The sequence below is a fragment of the Nonomuraea sediminis genome (assembly GCF_018531495.1).
Lineage (GTDB): Bacteria > Actinomycetota > Actinomycetes > Streptosporangiales > Streptosporangiaceae > Nonomuraea > Nonomuraea sediminis.
In genome coordinates this window covers 211,122-232,995 of sequence record NZ_JAHDTI010000001.1, presented here as the reverse complement: position 1 = coordinate 232,995, position 21,874 = coordinate 211,122, and the positions used below count along the sequence as shown (strand labels likewise).

The window sequence follows — 21,874 nt, the reverse complement described above, 5'->3', positions numbered from 1 at the left end:
ACGTCATGGAACTGTCACGACGGCAGCTGGGAACCCTGGTCGGCGCCGCACTGCTGGCCCCCTACCTGCCTGCCCGCCCGGCCGCGGCGGCCACCGCGTGGAAGCTCATGTGGGCGCCGGAGGCCTCCGTCGACGGGCTCAACGCCTTCGAGACCGTGGAGGACGACAGGGCGAACTCCCACCCCGCCGGCCAGCCGCACATCTTCCCCGAGGGGAACAACTTCCGCTTCAACATGCACACGGTCGACCGCGACACGATGACCGATCGGCAGCGCCAGGAGGTGACCGGCAACCGCACCCCGTCCGGATACCTGCAGTGGCTGAACGGTGAGACGTGGCGGGTGACGTACTCGATGTACATCCCGAGCACGCTGAAGGCCACCACGACCTTCACCCACATCAGCCAGACCAAGATGCCAGGCACCGGCACCCTGCCGATCACCGTCACCTCGCTGCGCAGGGTCAACGGCGTGCAGACCATCGAGCACAAGATCTTCCAACAGGACATCCTGGTCGGCAGCACCCCGCTGGAACCGCTGCAGAACAAGTGGATCGACGCCGAGTACCAGATCAAGATCGGCGACTCGGGTTCGGTGCGCTGGATTCTGCGCTCCGGCGGCACGACGCTGGTGGACGGCACCAAGTCCGGTGACACGTTCATCGACGACCGCGTCCGCCCGAAGTGGGGCATCTACCGCTCCCTGGGCGACACGTCGGGCTCGCTGCAGGACTGCTACCTGCTGCTGACGAACATGCGCGCCTACAAGCAGGTCCAGGCCACCGCGACCAGGTACGAGGCGGAGCAGGCGACCATCTCCAAGGGCGTCTTCGAGAACACCCACCCGGGCTTCTCGGGCAGCGGCTACGTCAACACCGACAACGTGGCCGGGTGCTACGTGCAGTTCGCCGCCTCCGGCGCCGCAGGCCCCGCCACGCTGACGATCCGTTACGCCAACGGCACCACGGCCAGCCGGCCCATGGACGTCTCGGTCAACGGGACGGTCGTGGCCTCCGGGCTCTCCTTCCCCTCGACCGGCACCTGGGACACGTGGGCCTCCAAGAGCATCACGGCGAACCTGGTCGCGGGGACCAACACGATCCGGGTCACCGGCACCACCTCCAACGGGTGCCCCAACCTCGACTACATGGAGGTCGTGCAATGAGATTTCGGGCTTTACTGGCCTTCGTCGGGTTGGTCGCGGGGCTGCTGGTCGCCATCCCCGCCAGGGCCGACCTCCAGCATCCGCGCCAGGCCTTCCTGCGCAACTCCATCGCCGGGCTGTTCCTGCACTGGGGCGAGCGCACCTCGCCGCAGCACACCAGCTGCACCCAGTGGGAGAACGACGTCACCAACGGCGGGTGGAGCGCCTCCTACTGGGTGAACGAGGCCAAGAAGCTGCACACCCAGTACATCGTGCTGGCGACGTTCCACTCACGGCTCGGCTACGCCCGGCCGTACCCGTCGAAGATCCCCGGCAGCTGCGCCACCAAGCGCGACTTCCTCGGCGAGCTCATCGACGCCGCGGACGCGCAGGGGCTGAAGGTCATCAACTACATGACCGACGACCCGCAGTGGCACAACGAGGGCCTCAGCTCCGGCGACTGGCTCAACTCCTCGGCCTTCTCCAGCTACGTGGGCCACAGCGTGGACCTGACCACTCGCGACGGGTTCGGCGAGTTCAGCTACCTGCAGTTCTTCGAGCAGATGCAGCGCTACCCGAAGCTGGCCGGCTTCTGGATCGACAACGACAACGCCTACTGGGAGAGCCACAACCTCTACTCGCAGATCTACCAGCAGCGGCCGGACATGACGCTGTCGAACAACAACGAAGACACGCCGATCATGGACATGATCAGCAACGAGCAGAAGACCGGCATGACGCCGTCCTACGACTACCCGCAGGCGGTCTACACGGCCGCGCCGCGGCTCATCGAGGCCGACTTCAAGCTGCCCTCCTCCGGCCCCTGGTGGTACGGCGGCAGCGACTCCACCGTGGACTACAAGCTCACGCTCGGCCGGCTGATCACCAACGCCGGGTCGTCGGTGAAAGCGCTGATGGCCGAGACCGCCATGGTCAACGGCAAGTTCCCCACCCAGCAGGTCAACTTCAACAACTTCGCCAACGGCTACCTGGACACGATCTGGGAGTCCCTCGGCGGCACCGAGGGCGGCGGCTACATGTACGGCGGGCTCAAGCCGGGCTTCTGGAACAACGGCGCCCACGGCGTGACCACCATCAGCAAGACCGACCCGAACCGGCACTACGTCCACGTGATCACACCGCCGTCGGGCAGCACGCTCTCGCTGCGCGACAACGGCTACGCCGTCACCGCCGTGACCAACCTGCGCACCGGCGCGCCGGTCACCTTCACCCAGGCCAACGGCGTGCTGACGCTCAGCGGGATCTCCTCGTGGGACCAGTACGACACGGTGTTCAAGGTGACCTCCTCGGGCCGCCAGGGCATCTACACCGCCACGATGTCGGCCTCGTCCTCCACCAGTGGGCACGCCGCCGCGGCGGCCGGTGACGGCGACTACCTCACCTACTGGGACAGCAACGCCGCCGAGCCCGCCTCGCTGACCTTCGACCTGGGATCTTCGAAGAAGGTGCAGTACGTCGGGTTCAACCAGCGCGAGGACTCGACGGTCTACCCCTCGTCCGGATCCGCCCGGATCTCGACCTATCAGGTCTTCGTCAGCAACGACGGGACGAACTGGGGGAGCGCCGTCAAGACGGGCACCGTGCCGAACGCCCGCGGCGTCCAGTTCATCGACATCCCGACCGCCAACACGCGCTACGTCCGCCTGACCAAGACCGGCCACCACGGCATCTCCCGCTGGCGCGTCGACGAGGCCTGGACCGGCGCCTACGTCGGCGGCGGCACGACCCCGCCGCCGGGACGCTACGAGGCGGAGGACGCCACGATCTCGCAGGGCGTCTTCGAGAACACCCACACCGGCTTCTCGGGCACCGGCTACGTCAACGGCGACAACGTGGCCGGCTCGTACACGCAGTGGTCGTTCACCTCGCCCGCGGCCGGCACCTCCACGGTCAGGCTCCGCTACTCCAACGGCACCACCACCGACCGCCCCGCCGCCATCGCGGTCAACGGCACCACGGTGTACGGCTCGCGCAGTTACACCACCACGGGCACGTGGGACACGTGGGCGACCGACACGTTCACCGTGCCCGTCACCGCCGGGGCCAACACGCTGCGCGTCAGCGCCACCACCGCTAACGGCAACCCGAACCTGGACTACGTGGAGGTGGACCCGCCCACCTCGGCGGGCACCGACTACCAGGCCGAGGACGCCACGATCTCGCAGGGCGTGGTCGAGTCCAACCACACCGGGTTCACCGGCACGGGGTTCGTGAACTACGACAACGTGGCCGGCTCGTACGTGGAGTTCACGGTGAACGCCGCCTCCGCCGGGAACGCCGCGCTGACCCTGCGCTACTCCAACGGCACCACGGTGGACCGGCCGATGGACGTCGCCGTCAACGGCACCGCCGTCTCCTCCGGGCTGTCCTTCGGGCCGACCGCCAACTGGGACACGTGGGCCACGCAGACGGTGACCGTACCGCTGAACGCGGGCGCCAACACGATCAGGGCGACCGGCACCACCGCCAATGGCGGCCCCAACCTCGACAAGATCACGGTCGGCTAGGAGCGACATTGAGGAAGTTATGCGCGGCCCTGGCCGCTGTGGCGCTGCTGGTGCTGCCCGCACCGGCGCGCGCGTCCGACAACGGGCAGTCGATCAGGCCCGCCATGGGGTGGAGCAGCTGGAGCTTCGTGCGCCGCTGGCCCGACGAGACCAAGATGAAGGCGCAGGCCGACGCGCTGGTCAGCAGCGGCCTGGTCGACCACGGCTACGTCTACGTCAACCTGGACGACTTCTACCAGAAGTGCGACTCCAACGGCTTCGTCGTGGACTCCTTCGGCCGGTGGGCGGTCGACACGGCCAAGTTCCCCGGCGGGATCAAGGCGCTGGCCGACTACGTGCACGCCAAGGGGCTGAAGTTCGGCTTCTACGTCACGCCGGGCATCGCCAAGAACGCCGTGCTGAAGAACACGCCCGTCGAGGGGACGTCGTACCACGCGGCCGACATCGCCGACACCACGCAGACGCACAAGAACTACAACTGCAAGAACATGTACCGGCTGAAGTACTCCTCGCCGGGCGCGCAGGCCTTCATCAACTCCTGGGCCAACCTCATGGCCTCCTACGGCGTCGACTACCTCAAGATCGACGGCGTGGACGCCACCACCGTGGCCGACGTCGAGGCCTGGGACAAGGCGCTGCGGCAGACCGGCAGGCCGATCAACTTCGCGCTGTCGAACAACCTGCCCATCGCGCAGGCCACCACCTGGAAGCGGCTGGCCAACAGCTGGCGCACCCAGGGCGACGTCGAGTGCTACTGCGGCCCTGGTCCCAACGGCAGCGGCTTCCCGCTCACCGACTGGTCGCACGTCTCCTCCCGGTTCACCTCCGCGGCCAACTGGCAGCAGTACGCGGGGCCCGGCGGGTGGAACGACCTGGACTCGATCGAGATCGGCAACGGCGACCAGGCCGGGCTCACCGCCGACCAGCGGCGCTCGCACCTGACGCTGTGGGCGATGGCGGCCGCGCCGCTGCTGCTCGGCACCGACCTGACGAACCTGAACGCGACCGACCTGGCGATGCTCACCAACGACCGGATCATCGCCGTCGACCAGGACGGCGTGGCCGCCCAGCGGGTGGTGAACTCTGGTGTCAACCAGGTGTGGCGTAAACGGGAGGCGAATGGCGACTACGTGGTGGCCCTGTTCAACACCGGCACGTCGGGCAACTCCGCGGTCAGTGTCACCTGGTCCCAGGTGGGGTTCTCGGGTTCCGCCGCGGTGACGAACCTGTGGTCGGGAGCCTCGGAGGGCACGGTCGACTCCTCCTACAGCGCCACGCTCAGGCCCGGTGAGACCCGGCTGATCAGGGCGCACCCCAGCGCCGCCACGCCCCACTCCGAGGCGGAGAACGCCACGATCTCGCAGGGTGTGGTGGAGTCCAACCACCTCGGGTACTCCGGGTCCGGGTTCGTGAACTACGACAACGTGGTCGGCTCGTCCGTGGAGTTCGCCGTGAACGCCGCCTCCGCGGGCAACGCCGCCGTTACCGTGCGGTACGCCAACGGGACGACGGTGAACCGGCCGATGTCGGTGGTCGTCAACGGCTCGGTGGTCGCCACCCGGGACTACCCCGGCACGGCCAACTGGGACACCTGGGTGAGCGACACGTTCAGCGTGCCGGTCAGCGCCGGGGCCAACACGATCAAGCTGACGGCCACCACGGCCAACGGCGGCCCGAACGTGGACTACCTGGACCTGGGGGCGATCACGCCGGTCGGGACGGACTACCAGGCGGAGAACGCCACGATCTCGCAGGGCGTGGTGGAGTCCAACCACGCCGGGTTCACCGGCACGGGGTTCGTGAACTACGACAACGTGCTCGGCTCCTATGTGGAGTTCTCCGTGAACGCCGCCTCCGCCGGGGATGCGACGCTGACGCTGCGCTTCGCCAACGGCACCACGGTGGACCGGCCGATGTCCGTGACCGTGAACGGGACCGTGGTGTCGTCCACGCTGGCCTTCCCGCCCACCGCCAACTGGGACACCTGGGCCACGCAGACGGTGACCGTACCGCTGAACGCGGGCGCCAACACGATCCGCGCCACCGCCACCACGGCGAACGGCGGGCCCAACCTCGACCGCGTCACCCTCTCCTGACCCCGCCTCCCCGCCCTGGGCACCACTCGGGCGGGGAGGCGGCCCCCGCCGGGATGAGTTCGGGTTCCCCGGTGGTTGACACGATCCGTGGAGGAGATCGAGGTCGTCGTCATCGGCGCTGGGCAGGCGGGCCTGTCCAGCGCCTACTTCCTGCAGCGCTTCGGCTTCGACCTGCGCGTGCTCGACGCCGCCGAGGGTCCCGGCGGGGCGTGGCGGCACCGGTCGCCGTCGCTGACCATGGACAAGGTGCACGGCATCTTCGACCTGCCGGGCGTCCACCGCGAGGCCGAGGTCGACGGGCGGCGTCCGGCGGCCAGCGTGGTGCCCGAGTACTACGGCGACTACGAGCGCCGCGTCGCCCTGCCCGTCCTACGGCCCGTCAAGGTCACCGCCGTCACCCGGGGCCAGGACGACCGCCTGATCGTCACGGCCGACGTGGGGGAGTGGGCCGCGCGGGCCGTGGTCAACGCCACCGGCACCTGGACGCGGCCGTACTGGCCGTACTACCCGGGCGCCGCGGACTTCCAGGGCAGGCAGCTCCACTACGCGAGCTACCGCGGCCCTGGGGAGTTCGCCGGGCGCCACGTGGTGATCGTCGGCGGCGGCGCGTCGGCCATGCACGTGCTGTCCGAGCTGGCGGGCGTGGCCGCGAGCACCACCTGGGTGACTCGCCGCCCGCCCGTCTGGCGCGACGACGACTTCGGTGAGGACGCCCGCAGGCAGGCCGTGGCCCTCGTCGAGGCGCGCGTCAGGGCCGGGCTCCCGCCGCAGAGCGTGGTCAGCGTCACGGGCCTCGGCTACACGCCCGTCGTCCGCGAGGCCATGGAGAAGGGGGCGCTCGAACGCCTGCCCATGTTCTCCCGCGTCACCCCGGACGGCGTGACCTGGCCCGACGGCCGCCACCTGGGGGCCGACACGCTCGTCTGGGCCACCGGGTTCCGCTCGGCCCTGGACCACCTCGCCCCGCTCCACCTGCGGGAGCCGGGCGGCGGCATCAAGGTCGACGGCACCCGGGTGGTCGCCGAGCCCCGCCTCCACCTGGTCGGCTACGGCCCTTCGGCCAGCACCATCGGCGCCAACCGCGCCGGCCGTACCGCCGCCCGGTCCGTCAGGCGCCTGCTCGCCGCCTGACTCCTAGTGGTAGGCGTGGACGACGGCGTGGCCCTTGCCCTTGCCGATGATCCACTTGTTGATGGGGGTGGTCACCAGGAAGGCGATCACCAGGGACAGGGCCAGCGCCAGCCAGAAGAGCGCCTGGCCGAGGCCCGCGTCCATGGCGCCGGGGACGACCACCATGACGCCGTTGTCCACGATCTCCATGACGATGATCGACACCGTGTCCGCGGCCAGGGCCACCCGCAGCGCCTGGCTGAACGTCAGGCCCGCCTTGAGCACGCCGCGCATCGTCAGGGCGTACCCGGACACGAAGGCCAGGGCGATCGCCAGCACCACCGTCGGCAGGTTCGACCAGCCGAGGGCCGTGCCGATCACCATGCCCAGAATCTCGCCGATGGCGCATCCCGTCAGGCAGTGCAACGTGGCCTGCGCCGCCATCTTCCAGGACGTCCCGCCACCGTGCCCGCCATGAGCACCATGTCCGGCATGCGCACCGTGCTCGCCATGCCCGGCATGCGCGCTGTGCTCGCCGTGGCCGGCGTGCGCGTCGTGTCCCGCGTGGTCGGCGTGGGCTGAATGGTCACCGTGGGAGTGCGTCGACATGGGGGTTCCTCACTTCGTCATCGTCAAGCGAAGATAGGTATATACCCCCTAGGGGTACTAGGGCAACTCCGTGACCCCGAAGGCCGTCCACCCCTGCGCGGGAAAGCCGGCCGCATCCGCGACCGCCGCGGAGGCCGCGTTGGACGTGGCGTGCATGTAGGTGGGCACCGCCCCTTCGTCGAGCACCCGCCGGGCCGCCTGCGCGACCAGGCGCCGGGCGAGCCCGCGCCCCCGCGCCGCCGGAGCCGTCACGACCGACAGCTCGTGGCCGTAGGCGTCGTGGCGCTTGACCCCCACCCCGGCCAGGTGCTCTCCCGTGCCGGGATCCACGGCCACCAGCACCTCCCCGCCGAAGAGACGCAGCCACTCCGGTACGCCGGGGAAGGAGGCGGGAACCCAGACGCCCGCGTCGGGCAGCGCGGCGGGAGCCGTACTCCAGCGATAGACCGCCGTGAACCAACCCCGCCGCGGATACCCCACCAGGGCGGGCACCTCGGACGGGGACGCGGCGGCCACGCGCTCGACGTGCTCGGGCGCCACCGAGAGCACGCCGCCGTCCGGCGAGCCCACCCCGATCGCCGGGTGGATCCGCCCGTCCCAGCCCGGCTCGGACCGCCGCGGCGACCCGATCACGTCGAGCTCGCCCGAGGGCGGCCACGCGCCCAGCCAATGTCGCAAATGTTCCGTCAGCAGCACGCGCCGAACTATACGGAATAGTAAATCCGGAGCTGGAGGCAGGCCTCGACAGCGGGTGTTACCAGGGGTTAACGTCCCGACACAAGGATCTTTGTCTGGACAGGGGGGTTACCCTGATGCAGGTTCCCGGCTACACCGAAGTACGGGAGCTGGGGCACGGCGGGACAGGGCGCGTCATGCTGGCCGTGCGCGATTCGGACGGATTACCGGTCGCGATCAAGCACATCTCGGAGCGACTGCTCCAGGACGAGGACTTCGTCGAGCGGTTCCGCGCCGAGGCACTGGTGATCAAGGAGCTCGACAGCCCGCACACCGCGAGGCTGCTGGAGTACGTCGAGGGGGACGGCGACGCCGTCATCGTGATGGAGCTGGTCGACGGCGTCACGCTGCGCCGCCTGCTCGAGCACGAGGGCGGCACCGGGCCCGAGGCGGCGCTGGCCGTACTGAAGGGTGCGCTGCTGGCGCTGGCCGAGGCGCACAGGCACGGCGTGGTGCACCGCGACTTCAAGCCGGAGAACGTGATCGTCTCCCAGGACGGCGACAGCAAGCTCGTCGACTTCGGCGTGGCCGTGCACTCGGGCGAGAGCGTGCCGCTGGTCGGCACCCCCTCCTACATGGCGCCCGAGCAGTGGGAGGAGGCCCCCGCCAGCCCCGCGACCGACGTCTACGCCGCCAGCGTGGTGTTCTTCGAGTGCCTGACCGGCCACCGGCCCTTCCTCGGCGACAACATCGCCGCGCTGGCCTACCAGCACCAGAACGTGCCGCCGCCGATCGAGAACGTGGCCGGGCCGATCAGGGCGCTGGTCGAGCACGGGCTGGCCAAGGATCCGGCCGACCGTCCCGTGTCCGCCGAGGCGTTCCTGGCAGAGCTGGAGGCGACCGCGGCCGCGGCCTACGGGAGCGACTGGGAGGAGCGCGGACGCGCCGGGCTCGGAGCGCTGACGCTGCCGTTCACGGCGCTCCTGCCGCTGGCCCTGTCGGCCGCGGAGGGCAGCACAAGCCTGTTCAGCAGCACGCTCTCGCCGCCCGGCAAGCTGCTGGTGACCGGCGGGCTCGTGGTCGCGACCGCGGTGGCGGTGATCTCGGCGTTCTCCGTCTGGAACAGCGGTCCCGAGGAGAAGAACGTCAGCGCCTTCCCGCCCCCGACCAGGACAGCGCAGGCCTCCCCGCCGTTCGAGACCACCACGGCGGAGCCCGCCACGCCCGAGCCGAGCCTGACGCCGCCCACGATCACCGAGCCCGCCACCGCCGGGCCCGTCTTCACCCCGGGACCGTCGATCACGAAGGCCCCCGAACCCTCCAGAACCCAGGAACCCCAGCCCACCAGGACGCGGGAGCCCACCCGCACGCAGCAGCCCACGCCGACGCGGACCCGCGAGCCCACCCGGCAGCCCACCAGAACCCAGGAGCCCACCCGGCCGCCGACCCAGCAACCGACGAGGACCCAGCAACCTCCCACGTCGAGCCCGCCGGACCCAGGTACGGCCACCAGGCCCAAGCCGCTGCTGTCGGTGTCGGTCAAGGTGTCGCTGGACGTGCCGGTGCTCAGCGGCAAGGGCGACGGCCTGCTGGACGCCGACGTGGGTCTCGGCGTGGGCACCGGCCTGCTCGGGTTCGTGGTCGTGCCGGGCTCGGTGCTGCTCGGCAGGCGGTTCGCCGTCCGCAGGACCAGGCACGAGCGCGATACCGAAATGACCTGATTGCCCGTCCGGTCGCGGCATCCCCTACTATCGTCCATCGGGAAAGAGGGCACCCCCGGCCCTGACCGGGTTTCGCCCTGCCGTCCGGGCGAAGGAGAAGTGTGCCGTCCCGCAGGGACCTCTTGCTCGCGTTGATCGGCGCTCTCCTTCTGGTCGTGCAGACCTCCACGGCGGGACTCGCCGCGCCCAAGCCCACGGTCAAGCAGCTCAAGAAGGAGCTGTCCGACCTGCAGAAGCAGTCGGACACGCTGATCAAGGACTACTACAACCGCCGGATCGAACTGCTGAAGGCGGACAAGTCCGAGAAAGCGGCGGCCGAGAAGCTGAAGGCCGCCCAGGAGGTCTACGACCGCGAGTCGGTGGCGCTCAGGGAGATGGCCGTCGCCCAGTACACCGGCGGGGGCACCAACCTCCTCGCCATGATGGCGTCCAGCGACGACCCCAGTGGGCTGCTCAACCGCCTGGCGCTGGCCCAGCACCTGGTCGAGTCCCAGAACGCCCGCCTGAGCGGCTTCGCCGCGGTTCGCGACGGCTTCCAGCGGGCCGAGGCGGAGGCGGCGGCCCGCGCCAAGGAGCTGGCGGCGCTGGTGGCGGACCTCGGCACCCGCAAGAAGCAGGCGGAGAAACTGATCGACAAGATCAAGGACAAGCTCGACCAGCTCTACCACGCGCCGGGCGTCAGGCGCTCGGACGGCACCTGGGTGCCCCAGCTACCCGACGGGCCGGACAACATCACGCCCCGGATGCGCCTGGTCAGGGACCTGGTCGAGGAGCGCTTCGGCGACGACTTCGGCATCGGCTGCTACCGCACGATCCAGGACGGCGGCGAGCACCCGCTCGGCCGGGCCTGCGACTTCATGCTCAGCCGCGGCGGCTCGATGCCGTCGGCCGCGGAGGTCGCCCGCGGCTACGCCATCGCCAACTGGGCGATCAAGAACGCCAAGCGGCTCGGCATCATGTACATCATCTACCGCCAGCGCATCTGGCACGTGAAACGCGGCTACTGGCGCACCATGTCCAACCGCGGCGGCGTCACCGCCAACCACTTCGACCATCCGCACATCTCCGTCTACTAAAGGCCTTCCCCCGGTACGGCAAGGCCACGGCGGCCGCCGCGGAGCGGGGAGTCGGGGAGAACCGCGGCGGCCGCCGAGGCCGGGATGTACGGCGAGCCGTGGCCCGCCGTACAGACTGGGCGGATCAGTAGGCCGGGCGGATCAGGCCGACCAATCCGTGCTTCTCGTCGTCGACGCCGGCGGCGAACCACAGGGCGTTCCTGCCGCCGTTGGCCGAGGTGCCGGGCACGAGGCCCCACAGGCCCTCGATCGAGATCGCCGAGCCGTCGGGGTGGCGCAGCGGGCCCATGAAGCGGCCGCTGAACCGGTCGTAGGCGTTGATCCGGCCGTCACCGAAGTTCCCGACCAGCAGGTCGCCGGCGTACGTGCCGAAGGAGCGCGGCGCCACCGTGAGAGCCCACGGCGCGTTGAGCGGACCCCTGCTGGCGAAACGCCGCAGGAGGTGCCCGTTCGCGGTGAACTGGCTGACGAACCCCTTGCCGGGCCCCGCGATCTCGTCCCCGTCGCCCGGCTTGTGCTTGGCGTAGGCGACGAACACGGTGCCGCCGACCGCCGCCACGTTGAACGGGGCGTACCCGCGCGGCAGCCCGCGGTCGCGGAAGGCGCGGAAGGTCGGCAGCAGCTTGAAGTGGGAGTTGAAGACGTCGATCCGGCCGTTGAGGAAGTCGGCCGCCAGCAGGAACGGCCTGCCGTGGATCCACACCATGGTCAGGCCCTTGAAGCTGGCCCCCTTGACCGTCGCGCCGAGCAGCGCGGTGGTCGGGTCGGCCTGCGGGTTCCAGCCGCGGATCGTCCCGCTCTCGGTGGCGAACAGGAACATCGCCGGGCCCGAGCCGCTCTTGGTGGAGACCGTGAAGCCGCGCCCGGGGTTGAACACCTGCCCGGTCGGCCCGCCGTCCACCTTGACCTCCAGGCTCTCTTTGTGGATCGCTCCAGCGGTTCCGCCGCCGGAGTAGACGGTGGACACGTCCTTGTCGGCGTCGGAGACCCACAGGAACTTGCCCATGCTCATGCCCCACGGATTGACCAGGTTGGGGTCGGTGATCTGGGCCTTGCCCGGCTGGTCGGACACCAGGTCGACCTCTTCGAACCGGGTCTGGCGATGGGCGGCCGCCGCCGAGGACTGGGCGGGGAGAGCGGAGGACACGCTCAGGACGAGGGCCGCGGCGCACAAGGTGACGAGGGATGTTTTCCGCCTGATTAACATCAGGCCTCCTTGGTTTGCGAGGGTGCGCTACGCAACAGACACGGCGGGGCGCCCACGCGGGTTCAGAAGGATCTAAGCCTTCGCGGGATGCCGAAGATTGCCCCGTTGCCCGCCAGATGATAGGCCGGTAACCAGAATATCGTTCGGTCCGGGTGAGAAGCAGGAGGCGGGATGCGGGCGGCGGTGGTGCGCGGCGACCGGATCGTGGTCACCGAAGTGGAGGACCCGGCTCCCGGGCCCGGGCAGGTGCTGGTCAGGACGCTGGCGTGCGGGATCTGCGGATCCGACCTGCACGCCGCCCAGGACCTGGCCGGATTCGCCGCCCATATGGCCAGGGTGGGGGCGCCCGGCGGGCTGGATCCGCGCCGGCAGGTCGTCTTCGGCCACGAGTTCAGCGCCGAGCTGGTCGGCTACGGGCCCGACACGGCCAGGAGCCTGCCGCTCGGCACCATGGTGTGCGCGGTGCCGCTCGTGCTCGGGCCCGAGGGGCCGGAGAACGTCGGCTACTCCCAGCGCTTCCCCGGCGGGTTCGGCGAGCTGATGGTGCTGCAGGAGGCCGGGCTGCTCGCGGTGCCCGAGGGCAGGCAGGCCGAGCAGGCCGCGCTGACCGAGCCGCTGGCGGTGGGGGAGCACGCCGTGGTCAGGGCCGCGCCCGGCCAGGACGACGTGTGCCTGGTGGTCGGGTGCGGGCCCGTCGGGCTGGCGGTGATCGCGGCGCTCAAGGCACGCGGGCACGGGCCCATGGTCGCCGCCGACTTCTCGCCCGCGCGGCGCGCGCTGGCCGAGCGGCTCGGCGCCGACGTCGTGGTGGATCCCGCGGCGGGCTCGCCGTACACGCGGTGGGGTGAGCTGGGCGTGCCCGCGACCATCATCGAGCGCGGCGCGAACGAGCTGTTCGGGGTGGCGTCCAGGAACGCGGTGATCTTCGAGTGCGTGGGCGTGCCGGGGATGCTGCGGGAGATCGTCGAGGGGGCGCCGCCGCGCGCGCGGATCGTGGTGGTGGGCGTGTGCATGAGCGAGGACGCGTTCGAGCCGTTCCCCGCGGTCGTCAAGGAGCTCGACGTGCGCTTCTCGATCGGGTACACGCAGGAGGAGTTCGCCGCCACGCTCCTGCGGGACGCGCCGGGCGGGCTGGTGACGCGGGCGGTGGGACTCGACGGGGTGGCCGAGGCGTTCGAGACGCTGCGCAGTCCCGGCGAGCACGTGAAGATCATGGTCAAGCCCTAGGAGTACGGCATGCGGTTCGGCATCTTCCTGGCCCCCTTCCATCCCGTCGGGCAGAATCCCACGCTCGCCCTGGAACGCGATCTGGACCTGATCGTCCACCTCGACCGGCTGGGCTTCGACGAGGCGTGGTTCGGCGAGCACCACTCGGCCGGATACGAGATCATCGCCTCGCCCGAGGTGTTCATCGCCACCGCCGCCGAGCGGACCCGGCACCTGCGGCTGGGCACCGGCGTGTCCTCGCTGCCCTACCACCACCCGCTGATCCTGGCCGACCGGATGGTGCTGCTCGACCACCTCACCCGGGGGCGCGTCATGTTCGGCGCCGGGCCCGGCGCGCTGCCGAGCGACGCCTACATGATGGGGATCGACGTGGCGCGGCAGCGCGACATGATGGAGGAGGCGCTGGAGGCCATCCTCATGCTGCTGCGCAGCGACGAGCCGGTCACCTACGAGACCGACTGGTTCCGCCTGGTCGACGCCCGGCTGCAGCTGCGGACCTTCCAGCGGCCGCACTTCGAGGTGGCCGTCGCCGCCCAGGTCTCCCCGGCGGGGCCGCGCGCCGCGGGCCGGTTCGGCTGCTCGCTGCTGTCGCTGGGCGCGACCAGTCTGGGCGGGTTCGACGCGCTCGGCTACCACTGGGGGATCATGGAGGAGCGCTCCGCGGAGTACGGCACGGCCGTCTCGCGTGACGGGTGGCGGCTGGTCGGGCCCATGCACCTGGCCGAGACCCGCGAGCGGGCGGCCGAGGAGGTGGCCTTCGGGCTGCCCCAGTGGGTCGACTACTTCCGCAGGGTGGCCGCGCTGCCGCTGGCCCCGGAGGGCGTGGACGACGCGGAAAGCCTGGTGGAGGTGATGAACGGCACCGGGCTCGCGGTGATCGGCACGCCGGACGACGCCATCGCGCAGATCCGGCGCCTGCTGGATAAGTCCGGGGGCTTCGGGACATATCTGCTGATGGGACATGACTGGGCGGACACCGCGGCCACCCTGCGGTCGTACGAGCTGTTCGCCCGCTACGTCATGCCGGAATTCCAGAACACGTCGACCACGCTGACCGCCAGTCGCGACTGGGCGGCCGCCAACCGGGGTGAGTTCATCGGCGCCGCGGGGGCCGCGGTCATGTCGGCCATGCAGCGCCACGAGGAGGAGAAGAAGCGTGCACGTTGAGGAACAGGGGGCGGGCTGGCCCGTCGTGCTGTGCCACGGCTTCCCCGAGCTGTCGTACTCCTGGCGCCACCAGCTGCCCGTCCTGGCCGCGGCTGGCTACCACGTGATGGCCCCCGACCAGCGCGGCTACGGGCGCAGCCCGATCCCGCCCGCGGTGGAGGACTACGACATCGCCCACCTGACCGACGACCTGCTGCGCCTGCTCGACGAGCGCGGGATCGAGCGGGCCGCGTTCGTGGGCCACGACTGGGGCGCGCTGGTCGTCTGGTCGCTGGCGCTGCGGGCGCCCGAACGTGTGATGGGGGTGGCCGCGCTGAGCGTGCCCTTCCAGCCGCGCGGGGTGATGCGCTCGCGGGCCGCGATCGAGGAAGCGTTCGCGGGCACCTGGTTCTACGTGCTCTACTTCCAGGAGCCCGGGGTGGCCGACGCCGACCTGGGGCGCGACCCCGCCACCACGATGCGCAGGATGATGGGCGGGCTCAGCGACGGGCTGGCCGGCGCCGACGACGGCCGCGGCCTCGTCGAGCGCCTGCCGGAGCCGGGCGGCCCGCCTGACTGGCTCACCCAGGCCGACCTGGACCACTACGCCGCCGAGTTCACGCGGACCGGCTTCACCGGCGCGCTCAACTGGTACCGCAACCTCGACCGCAACTGGGAGCTGATGGCCCCCTACGACGGCGCGCTGGTCCGCGTGCCCGCCCTGTTCATCGGCGGCACCCTCGATCCCGCGATGCGCAAGGAGCGGGTGGAGTCGCTCGGCCACTGGGTGCCCGACCTGCGGGGGACCGTGCTGCTCGAGGGCGCGGGCCACTGGATCCAGCAGGAACGGCCGGACGAGGTCAACGCGGCTCTGGTGCGCTTCCTCGACGAGCTCGACTGGACGGGCCGCTGAACCAGGCCAAGGTCATCTTCGTGCCCTGGATATGAGAAAAGCACTCTTGGTGCCCGCCTTCCTGCTGGTCGCAGGGTGTGGCAGCACGGGCACCACCACCCAGCAGGCGGCGCCCAGCCCGACCCCGACCGGGTACGTGGCTAAAGCGGCGCCCAGTCCGACCCCGTACGTGGCGGGGAACAAGCAGGCGGCGGCCAGTCCGACGCCATCCACCTATGTGGCGAACCAGGCCGCGGCGCAGACGGTCAAGGCGGCCAAGACCAAGCTCGGAGAGGTCATCGTCACCGGCAAGGGCATGACCCTGTACCACTTCGAGAAGGAGGAGGACGGCACGCCGGCGTGCTACGGCCCGTGCACCGGGGAGTGGAAGCCCTACATCACGCAGGGCAAGCCCACGGCCACCGAAGGGGCCAAGGTCGACCAGGTGTCCATGGTCGCCCGCAAGGACGGCACCATGCAGGTGACCTACGGCGGCCACCCGGTCTACACCTACGCCGACGACAAGAAGCCGGGTGACACCACCGGCCAGGAGAAGAACGAGTTCGGCGCCGAGTGGTACGCCGTCAAGACCAACGGCCAGGCCATGGAATAGGCAAGCGATCTGCAAGCAATGATCGGCATAATTCTGTTATGCCGTTGATTGCCGCACTCAGCGAGAACGATCCAGCCGCCATCGGGGGGTATGAGCTGAAAGGGCGGTTGGGCGAGGGCGGCCAGGGCGTGGTTTATCTCGGAGCGGCCGACAGGGGGCAGCAGGTCGCGATCAAGTGGTTACGCCCACACCTAGCCGCGGACGCCACGGCCGCGGAACGTTTCGCCAGGGAGGCGGCCGCCGCACAGCGGGTGGCCCCGTTCTGCACGGCCAAGGTGCTGGCCACGGGGGTACACGACAGGCGACCGTACATCATCAGCGAGTTCGTGGACGGCAGGTCTCTGCACCGCGCGGTCACCGAGGAGGGGCCGCGCACGGAGTCGGCACTGCACCGGCTGGCCATCGGCTCGGTCACCGCGCTGGCCGCCATCCACCAGGCCGGGATCGTGCACCGCGACTTCAGCCCGAACAACGTGCTGCTCGCCGCCGAGGGCCCGCGCGTGATCGACTTCGGCATCGCCAAGGCGCTCGACGCCACCTCCACGATCACCTCCATGCCGGTGGGCACGCCCGCGTTCATGGCACCCGAGCAGATCCTGGCCCACCCGGTCGGCCCTGCCGCGGACATGTTCGCCTGGGCGAGCACGATGGTCTACGCCGCCAGCGGGGTCGGCCCGTTCTCCGCCGAGTCCGTGCCCGCGACCATCCACCGCGTGCTCTACACCGAGCCCGACCTGCGCAGCCTCACCGGACCGCTGCGCGACCTGGTGGCCGCGAGCCTGTCCAAGGACCCGGCCCGCCGGCCCACCGCCGAGCAGGTGATCCTGCGCCTGCTCGAGCAGCCGAACTCCAACCCCGCCGAACTGCGGCAGGCGGCCGCCCTGGTCAGCGGCAACGTCCCGCCGCAGCCGCAGTGGGCGCCGCCCAGCTTCCAACCGCCGCCACCGGGCCCGTACGGCATGCCCGCGCCGATGCCGCCGCGCCGCGGCAACCGCGGCTTCGTGGTCGCCGGGATCGCCGCGGGCCTGGCCATCGTCGCCACGGTCGTCGTGGTCGGGGTGGCGCTGCGCAACCTGCCCGAACCCAGGCCCACGGCCGCCTCGCCCTCCGCCTCGCGGCCGGCCACGAGCCCGACGCCTTCGCCGGTGCCCACGTCCGGCCTGTCGTCGACGAAGCTGCCCGGCACCACCGGCACGATCTACGAGCACCCGTCGGACCCGGTCCGCCTGACCGGGTACTCGATCTACGACCCGAAGACCAAGGAATGGACCGACTACCCGCGCGACTCCCTGACGGGCCCCTTCAAGCGCCGCTCCGACGTGGAGCAGATCCTGCTGTCGCCCGACGGCAGATACCAGGCGCTGCGCACGAAGCATTTCGAGGACGGCTACGACGCGGTGGAGATCACCGATCAGGTGTCGGGCGAGAAGTTATCCATCAGGACCACGCACAAGCCGCAGAACGCCAGCCTCCAGGTGTGGTCCCGTGACAGCCGTCGCATCCTGGTCAACATCGGCGACTCGGGCAAGGACGGCGTCTGGCAGTCCACCGGGTTCGGCATCGTCGACGTGACCGCGCGCGACTTCAAGCCCGTCACGCTGCGCGAGGGGGCGCTGCGCGGGATCAGCTACGGCTTCGACGACCGACAGAGCGGCGTGATCGTGATGGGCTCCGACAGCAAGACGCAGGCGCTGCGCTTCTTCGACGAGCAGGGCACGAGCGTGCGCCGGGTGCCGAACGTGGGCGCCGGGCTGGCCAAGCGGCTGTTCTCCCCGTCGGGCGGCAAGTTCGCCACCGACTGCCCCGGCTTCGACAACAGCGCCACCACCTGCGTCTTCGACACCCGCACCGGCGCCGAGCTGAAGCGCTTGGAGTCCCAGTGCGAGTATCCGCCCGAGTGGTTCGACGAGGAGCACGTGATGTGCTGGGCCAAGCCCGACGCGAAGGGCTCGCGGCAGCAACTGCGCGTGCTCGACATGTCGGGCACCATGGTCCGCCTGCTGGCCGACGTGCCCGTCAACGCCGACAACGTCGACCTGATCTACTACGCCACCAAGGGCTAGCGGACCCGGCCGCGCGGCTTGAGCCTCGAGGTCGGCAGGATGGGCGCGGGCAGCGGGTCTCCGTCGAAGCCCTCGACGGAGCCGAAGCCCTCGCCCTCCATCCACTCCTTGCGGAAGGCGACGATCTCGTCGTGCCCGCGCCCGACGAAGTTCCACCACATGACGATCTCCTCGGCGAACGGCTCACCGCCGATCAGCAGCACGCGCCCGCCTTCCACGGTGACCGACGTCCGTCCCGGCGGCAGGTACCGCAGCGGAGCCTGCGGATCGTCCAGTGACAGCACCCCGTGCTCGAAGGCGGGATCCAGCGGCACCTCCGCCGTCCCCTCCACCGCGAGCTGCGCGCCGACCAGCGGGCTGTAGGCCGCCGCCGGCGATCTCGCCCCGGCGAACGTCCCCATGACCACGGTCGCCGTGTACCCCGGTCCGGTCACCTCGGGCAGGTCGGCGTGGTGCTCGAAGCCCGGCTCCACGTGCCGGTGCTCGCCCGGCAGCGCCACCCACAGCTGCACGCCGTGCAGCACTCCCTCGCGTGACTCCTCCGAGTGCGAGATGCCCCGCCCCGCCGTCATCAGGTTGAGCTGCCCCGGGCGGATGGTCTGCAGGCTGCCCAGGCTGTCGCGGTGCAGCACCTCGCCCGCCACCAGCCAGCTGACCGTCTGCAGCCCCGTGTGCGGATGCGGCGGCACCCGCATCGTGGCCACCTCGGGCCCGTAGGTGTCGACGAAGCACCACGCGCCGATCATGCGCCGGTGCACCCCGGGCAGCGCCCTGCGCACCTTCATCGCACGCGGCCCGCCCAGCGGCACCTCCCGAGCCTCGAGCAGCTCGACGTCGGCGCCGCCCACCTGCCCGCACCGCAGCTCCTGCGGGTCCCGCTCCAGGTTGCTCATCCCACGACTGTACGGCCACCGCCGCAGCACCGAAGTGGCGAGCTCACCAAGGCATCGGGGCTGGTCGGAACGCGGACGCCGCGGAGTCTCACTGCATGAGAACGAGTCGGCACCGCCGGTGTTTGCCCCTTTGCGAGCCGTGGCCACGTTCCATGCGTTGACTTGGGTAAATGCCGATAGATCGAAGTCCACCCCAAAGTCTCACCAACACTCAACACATCTAATGATGTGCCGAGGTTTGCGGATTAATGTCGTATTTGTCCGCATGTAGGTGCCCCCCGCGATGGGGGCTGCACATGAGGAGGAAATCATGGCACGCGGAGGCTTCCGTGCCTGGAACGACTGGGGCGGCTGGGGCTGGGGCCGTCGGCGCTGGTGGCGACGTCGCCGCTGGTGGGGCGGCGGCTGCGGCGGCGGCTGCGGCGGCGGCTGCGGCGGAGGGTGGTGGTGGTAACCACTTCCGAGGAGAGCCGAGGGCGAGTCCGTCGGCTCTCCTTCTCTTTGGTAAGGACGAGTGATGTGCCGCCCGCATAGGCTGCACGCAATTGAGGGCATGTTGACTATCGACTGGATGGACCGGGCCGCGTGCCGGAGGTCCGACCCCGACATCTTCTTCCCGCCGGGCTGGGAAGAGGGCAACCTCGCCATCGTCGCGGACGCGAAAGCGGTCTGCGCGGGCTGTGCCGTACGGCCTGCCTGCCTGGAGTGGGCCGTGACGACCGGCCAGGCGGAAGGCGTGTGGGGCGGTTCGACGCCGGAGGAACGCCGGCGGCTCAGATCCGTGAAACAGGTCGGCACGCTCGACTGACCCCCTCAGGGGAGGGAGGCCAGCCACGCGATCGCGGTCATGCTCGGCAGGAAGAAGTACTCGCCGCCGCGCACTGTCACGAACCGCTGCAATCCGGCGAGCCGACGGCGGACGGGCGCGAACACGGCTACCTGGACGTCGAGCGTGGCGCGCTCACCGGCCAGGGTTACGAGACCTGCAGCGGCCGATGGCTCAACGACGACGTCATCGACACCCTTTACTCGGTGATCGTCGGGGGCTGGAACGGCACCCGGGTCAGCGACGGCGTGGACGCCGCCGCCGTTCCCGCGGCGCGGGTCTTCCCCTACCTGGCCGAGGCCAACCCCAACCCGCCCGTACCAGAGCTCGGAGCCCTCTTCGACGCCTCGGCATGAACGCGAAGCGATCGATGGATGGTCAGGCGGGTGCGCGTTGTGCGAGGACGGTTCTCAGTTCCTCCATCGAGGTGCGGAGGATCGCCAGTAGGTCCTGTTGTCCCGGTTCGTTGATCCAGTGGGCGAAGGCGACCTTGAACACGGCGATTCCCGTCTCTGCGGCCAGGCTCGCGGCGGGCGCGGGGATGCCGCGGTCGCCGAGGGCGTCGGTCATCGCCGCGGCGAGCCCGGCGAGCTTGATCAGCTCGCGTTCACGCAGGTCCGCATGGGCGGACACGACGGCATCGCGCATCCGGACCCGTTCGGGGTTCTCCTGCAGGAGGGCGCCCATGGTTTCGAGTGCCGCGCTCACCGCTTCCATCGGCGTCGCGGAGGCCGGCGCGTCCGCGACGGCGCGTACCAGCTGCTCCCGCATGATCTCGGTGCCGTAGAACAGGACCTCGCGCTTGTCGGCGAAGTGCCGGAAGAACGTCCGCTCGGTCAATCCGGCCCGTGCGGCGATCTGCGCCACGGTGGTCTGGTCGAAGCCCTGCTCGGCGTAAAGACCCAGCGCCGCTTGCGCCAGCCTGCCGCGTGCGTTCGGCTCCCATCGGCCCATGGCACAACCTTACGTGATGACAGTGACTGTCATCGGCGTTACAGTGATGACAGTCACTGACATCAGGAGGTCTCATGCGGATATTCGTCACGGGTGCGTCCGGCTGGATCGGCTCGGCCGTGGTTCCCGAACTCCTCGGTGCGGGCCATCAGGTCGTCGGGCTCGCCAGGTCGGACTCCTCGGCCGCCGCCATCACGGCCGCCGGAGCGCAGGTGCTGCGCGGCGACCTCGACGACCTCGACGCCCTGCGCGCCGGGGCCACCGGCTGCGACGCGGTCATCCACCTCGCGTTCATTCACGACTTCACGCGATTCGCGGATTCGATCAGCGCCGACGCGCGCGCCATCGAGGCGATGGGCGCCGCGCTCGAGGGCACAGGCAAGGCTCTGGTGATCGCCTCAGGAACGCCCGCGCTCGCGGATGGCCGGGTGGCCACCGAGCGCGACGCGCCTGCTCCCGGCTCGCCCACGGCCGGCCGGGCCGCGAATGCCCAGGCGGCTGTCGACCTGGCCGGATACGGCGTCCGTTCGTCCGTCGTCCGGCTGCCACGGACGGTGCACGGCGCAGGTGACCCCGGCTTCATCGCCCGCCTGATCGGCATCGCCCGCGACAAGAGCGTCTCCGGCTACGTCGGCGACGGGTTCAATCGCTGGCCCGCGGTGCACGTGCAGGACGCCGCGCGCCTGTTCCGCCTGGCCGTGGAGCAGGCGCCGGCCGGATCGGTGCTGCACGCGGTCGCTGACGAAGGCGTCCGGATCCGCGACATCGCCGAGGTGATCGCCCGCCACCTGAACGTCCCTGCGGCTTCCGCTCCAGTCGGGGATTTCGGCTTCCTGGGACCGATCCTCGCGGTCGACCAGCCGGCCTCCAGCGCCCTGACCCGCGAACTGCTCGGCTGGCAACCGTTCCACCCGGCGCTCCTCGAGGACCTGTCCAAGGGCCACTACTTCGCCAGTACGGCGGGCGAGGATGAGTGACCTACGGGCGCGCGAGGGTCCGCGGTGCCCGGGTTGCGGGCGGCGTTGCGGCGGGGGAGTGGCATCGACTCGCCAGGGGCGCCGGATGCGGGTCCTCGGGCGAAGTACGGCGGGCGGCC

At 70.4% G+C, this 21,874-nt stretch carries 20 protein-coding genes; 15 read left to right on the top strand and 5 right to left on the bottom strand.

The window, feature by feature from the left end:
• The first annotated feature begins 5 nt into the window (after window positions 1-5).
• From KIK09_RS57255 to KIK09_RS01035, 4 genes are all read left to right on the top strand, one after another.
• Window positions 6-1,163: a carbohydrate-binding protein gene (locus tag KIK09_RS57255; protein WP_250572478.1), complete on the top strand. Its 1,158-nt coding sequence runs from the start codon at window positions 6-8 to the stop codon at window positions 1,161-1,163.
• Entirely contained in the window at window positions 1,160-3,670 is a 2,511-nt protein-coding gene (locus KIK09_RS01045) for a carbohydrate-binding protein (RefSeq protein WP_214316699.1), read from the top strand. Before KIK09_RS57255 ends, KIK09_RS01045 begins: the two co-directional genes overlap by 4 nt.
• An 8-nt stretch (window positions 3,671-3,678) precedes the next feature.
• The gene (locus tag KIK09_RS01040) at window positions 3,679-5,766 is read left to right on the top strand and encodes a carbohydrate-binding protein (protein ID WP_214316698.1); all 2,088 of its coding nucleotides are present in this window, start codon (window positions 3,679-3,681) and stop codon (window positions 5,764-5,766) included.
• Window positions 5,767-5,841: 75 nt separating this feature from the next.
• The gene (locus KIK09_RS01035) at window positions 5,842-6,897 is read left to right on the top strand and encodes an NAD(P)-binding domain-containing protein (protein WP_214316697.1); all 1,056 of its coding nucleotides are present in this window, start codon (window positions 5,842-5,844) and stop codon (window positions 6,895-6,897) included.
• A 3-nt stretch (window positions 6,898-6,900) separates the two neighbouring features.
• On the opposite strand, the gene KIK09_RS01030 is transcribed toward KIK09_RS01035, so the two are convergent.
• Window positions 6,901-7,320, bottom strand: coding sequence for a DUF4396 domain-containing protein (locus KIK09_RS01030; protein WP_250572477.1), 420 nt, complete (start codon window positions 7,318-7,320; stop codon window positions 6,901-6,903).
• Between the two features lie 222 nt (window positions 7,321-7,542).
• Complete coding sequence (locus KIK09_RS01025; RefSeq protein WP_308163871.1) at window positions 7,543-8,181, bottom strand: GNAT family N-acetyltransferase; 639 nt, start codon at window positions 8,179-8,181, stop codon at window positions 7,543-7,545.
• 116 nt (window positions 8,182-8,297) lie between these two features.
• Between KIK09_RS01025 and KIK09_RS01020 the strand changes: the two genes are divergently transcribed.
• The gene (locus tag KIK09_RS01020; protein ID WP_214316695.1) at window positions 8,298-9,881 is read left to right on the top strand and encodes a serine/threonine-protein kinase; all 1,584 of its coding nucleotides are present in this window, start codon (window positions 8,298-8,300) and stop codon (window positions 9,879-9,881) included.
• A 101-nt stretch (window positions 9,882-9,982) separates the two neighbouring features.
• Window positions 9,983-10,957 (top strand): coiled-coil domain-containing protein, encoded by a 975-nt coding sequence (locus KIK09_RS01015; protein WP_214316694.1) that lies wholly within the window; start codon window positions 9,983-9,985, stop codon window positions 10,955-10,957.
• Between the two features lie 124 nt (window positions 10,958-11,081).
• Here KIK09_RS01015 and KIK09_RS01010 read toward each other — a convergent pair whose 3' ends face one another.
• A complete protein-coding gene (locus KIK09_RS01010; RefSeq protein WP_214316693.1) occupies window positions 11,082-12,164 on the bottom strand; it encodes a TIGR03118 family protein in 1,083 nt (360 codons plus the stop codon).
• A 171-nt stretch (window positions 12,165-12,335) separates the two neighbouring features.
• Between KIK09_RS01010 and KIK09_RS01005 the strand changes: the two genes are divergently transcribed.
• Genes KIK09_RS01005 through KIK09_RS00985 form a run of 5 tightly spaced genes read left to right on the top strand, consistent with a single transcriptional unit; the run spans window position 12,336 to window position 18,105 of the window.
• Window positions 12,336-13,391 (top strand): zinc-binding dehydrogenase, encoded by a 1,056-nt coding sequence (locus KIK09_RS01005; RefSeq protein WP_214316692.1) that lies wholly within the window; start codon window positions 12,336-12,338, stop codon window positions 13,389-13,391.
• A gap of 9 nt (window positions 13,392-13,400) precedes the next feature.
• The gene (locus KIK09_RS01000; RefSeq protein ID WP_214316691.1) at window positions 13,401-14,558 is read left to right on the top strand and encodes an LLM class flavin-dependent oxidoreductase; all 1,158 of its coding nucleotides are present in this window, start codon (window positions 13,401-13,403) and stop codon (window positions 14,556-14,558) included.
• Entirely contained in the window at window positions 14,548-15,450 is a 903-nt protein-coding gene (locus KIK09_RS00995) for an alpha/beta fold hydrolase (protein WP_214316690.1), read from the top strand. The genes KIK09_RS01000 and KIK09_RS00995 overlap by 11 nt, the downstream gene beginning before the upstream one ends.
• A gap of 31 nt (window positions 15,451-15,481) precedes the next feature.
• Window positions 15,482-16,042 (top strand): COG4315 family predicted lipoprotein, encoded by a 561-nt coding sequence (locus KIK09_RS00990; RefSeq protein WP_214316689.1) that lies wholly within the window; start codon window positions 15,482-15,484, stop codon window positions 16,040-16,042.
• A 38-nt stretch (window positions 16,043-16,080) separates the two neighbouring features.
• Window positions 16,081-18,105, top strand: a complete 2,025-nt coding sequence (locus KIK09_RS00985) for a serine/threonine protein kinase (RefSeq protein WP_214316688.1) — start codon at window positions 16,081-16,083, stop codon at window positions 18,103-18,105.
• On the opposite strand, the gene KIK09_RS00980 is transcribed toward KIK09_RS00985, so the two are convergent.
• A complete protein-coding gene (locus KIK09_RS00980; protein ID WP_214316687.1) occupies window positions 18,102-18,998 on the bottom strand; it encodes a pirin family protein in 897 nt (298 codons plus the stop codon). The genes KIK09_RS00985 and KIK09_RS00980 overlap by 4 nt on opposite strands.
• Window positions 18,999-19,308: 310 nt before the next feature.
• Between KIK09_RS00980 and KIK09_RS00975 the strand changes: the two genes are divergently transcribed.
• The 3 genes from KIK09_RS00975 to KIK09_RS00965 all read left to right on the top strand — a co-directional run bounded on the left by KIK09_RS00975 (window position 19,309) and on the right by KIK09_RS00965 (window position 20,180).
• A complete protein-coding gene (locus KIK09_RS00975) occupies window positions 19,309-19,452 on the top strand; it encodes a hypothetical protein (RefSeq protein WP_214316686.1) in 144 nt (47 codons plus the stop codon).
• Window positions 19,453-19,551: 99 nt separating this feature from the next.
• A complete protein-coding gene (locus KIK09_RS00970) occupies window positions 19,552-19,806 on the top strand; it encodes a WhiB family transcriptional regulator (RefSeq protein ID WP_250572476.1) in 255 nt (84 codons plus the stop codon).
• A gap of 224 nt (window positions 19,807-20,030) precedes the next feature.
• Complete coding sequence (locus KIK09_RS00965; RefSeq protein WP_214316685.1) at window positions 20,031-20,180, top strand: hypothetical protein; 150 nt, start codon at window positions 20,031-20,033, stop codon at window positions 20,178-20,180.
• A 22-nt stretch (window positions 20,181-20,202) separates the two neighbouring features.
• Here the strand turns inward: KIK09_RS00965 and KIK09_RS00960 are convergent, their stop codons facing one another.
• The gene (locus KIK09_RS00960) at window positions 20,203-20,778 is read right to left on the bottom strand and encodes a TetR family transcriptional regulator (RefSeq protein WP_214316684.1); all 576 of its coding nucleotides are present in this window, start codon (window positions 20,776-20,778) and stop codon (window positions 20,203-20,205) included.
• A 74-nt stretch (window positions 20,779-20,852) separates the two neighbouring features.
• Here KIK09_RS00960 and KIK09_RS00955 point away from each other — a divergent pair, with 74 nt between their 5' ends.
• A complete protein-coding gene (locus tag KIK09_RS00955; protein WP_214316683.1) occupies window positions 20,853-21,755 on the top strand; it encodes an SDR family oxidoreductase in 903 nt (300 codons plus the stop codon).
• Window positions 21,756-21,874 lie beyond the last annotated feature (119 nt).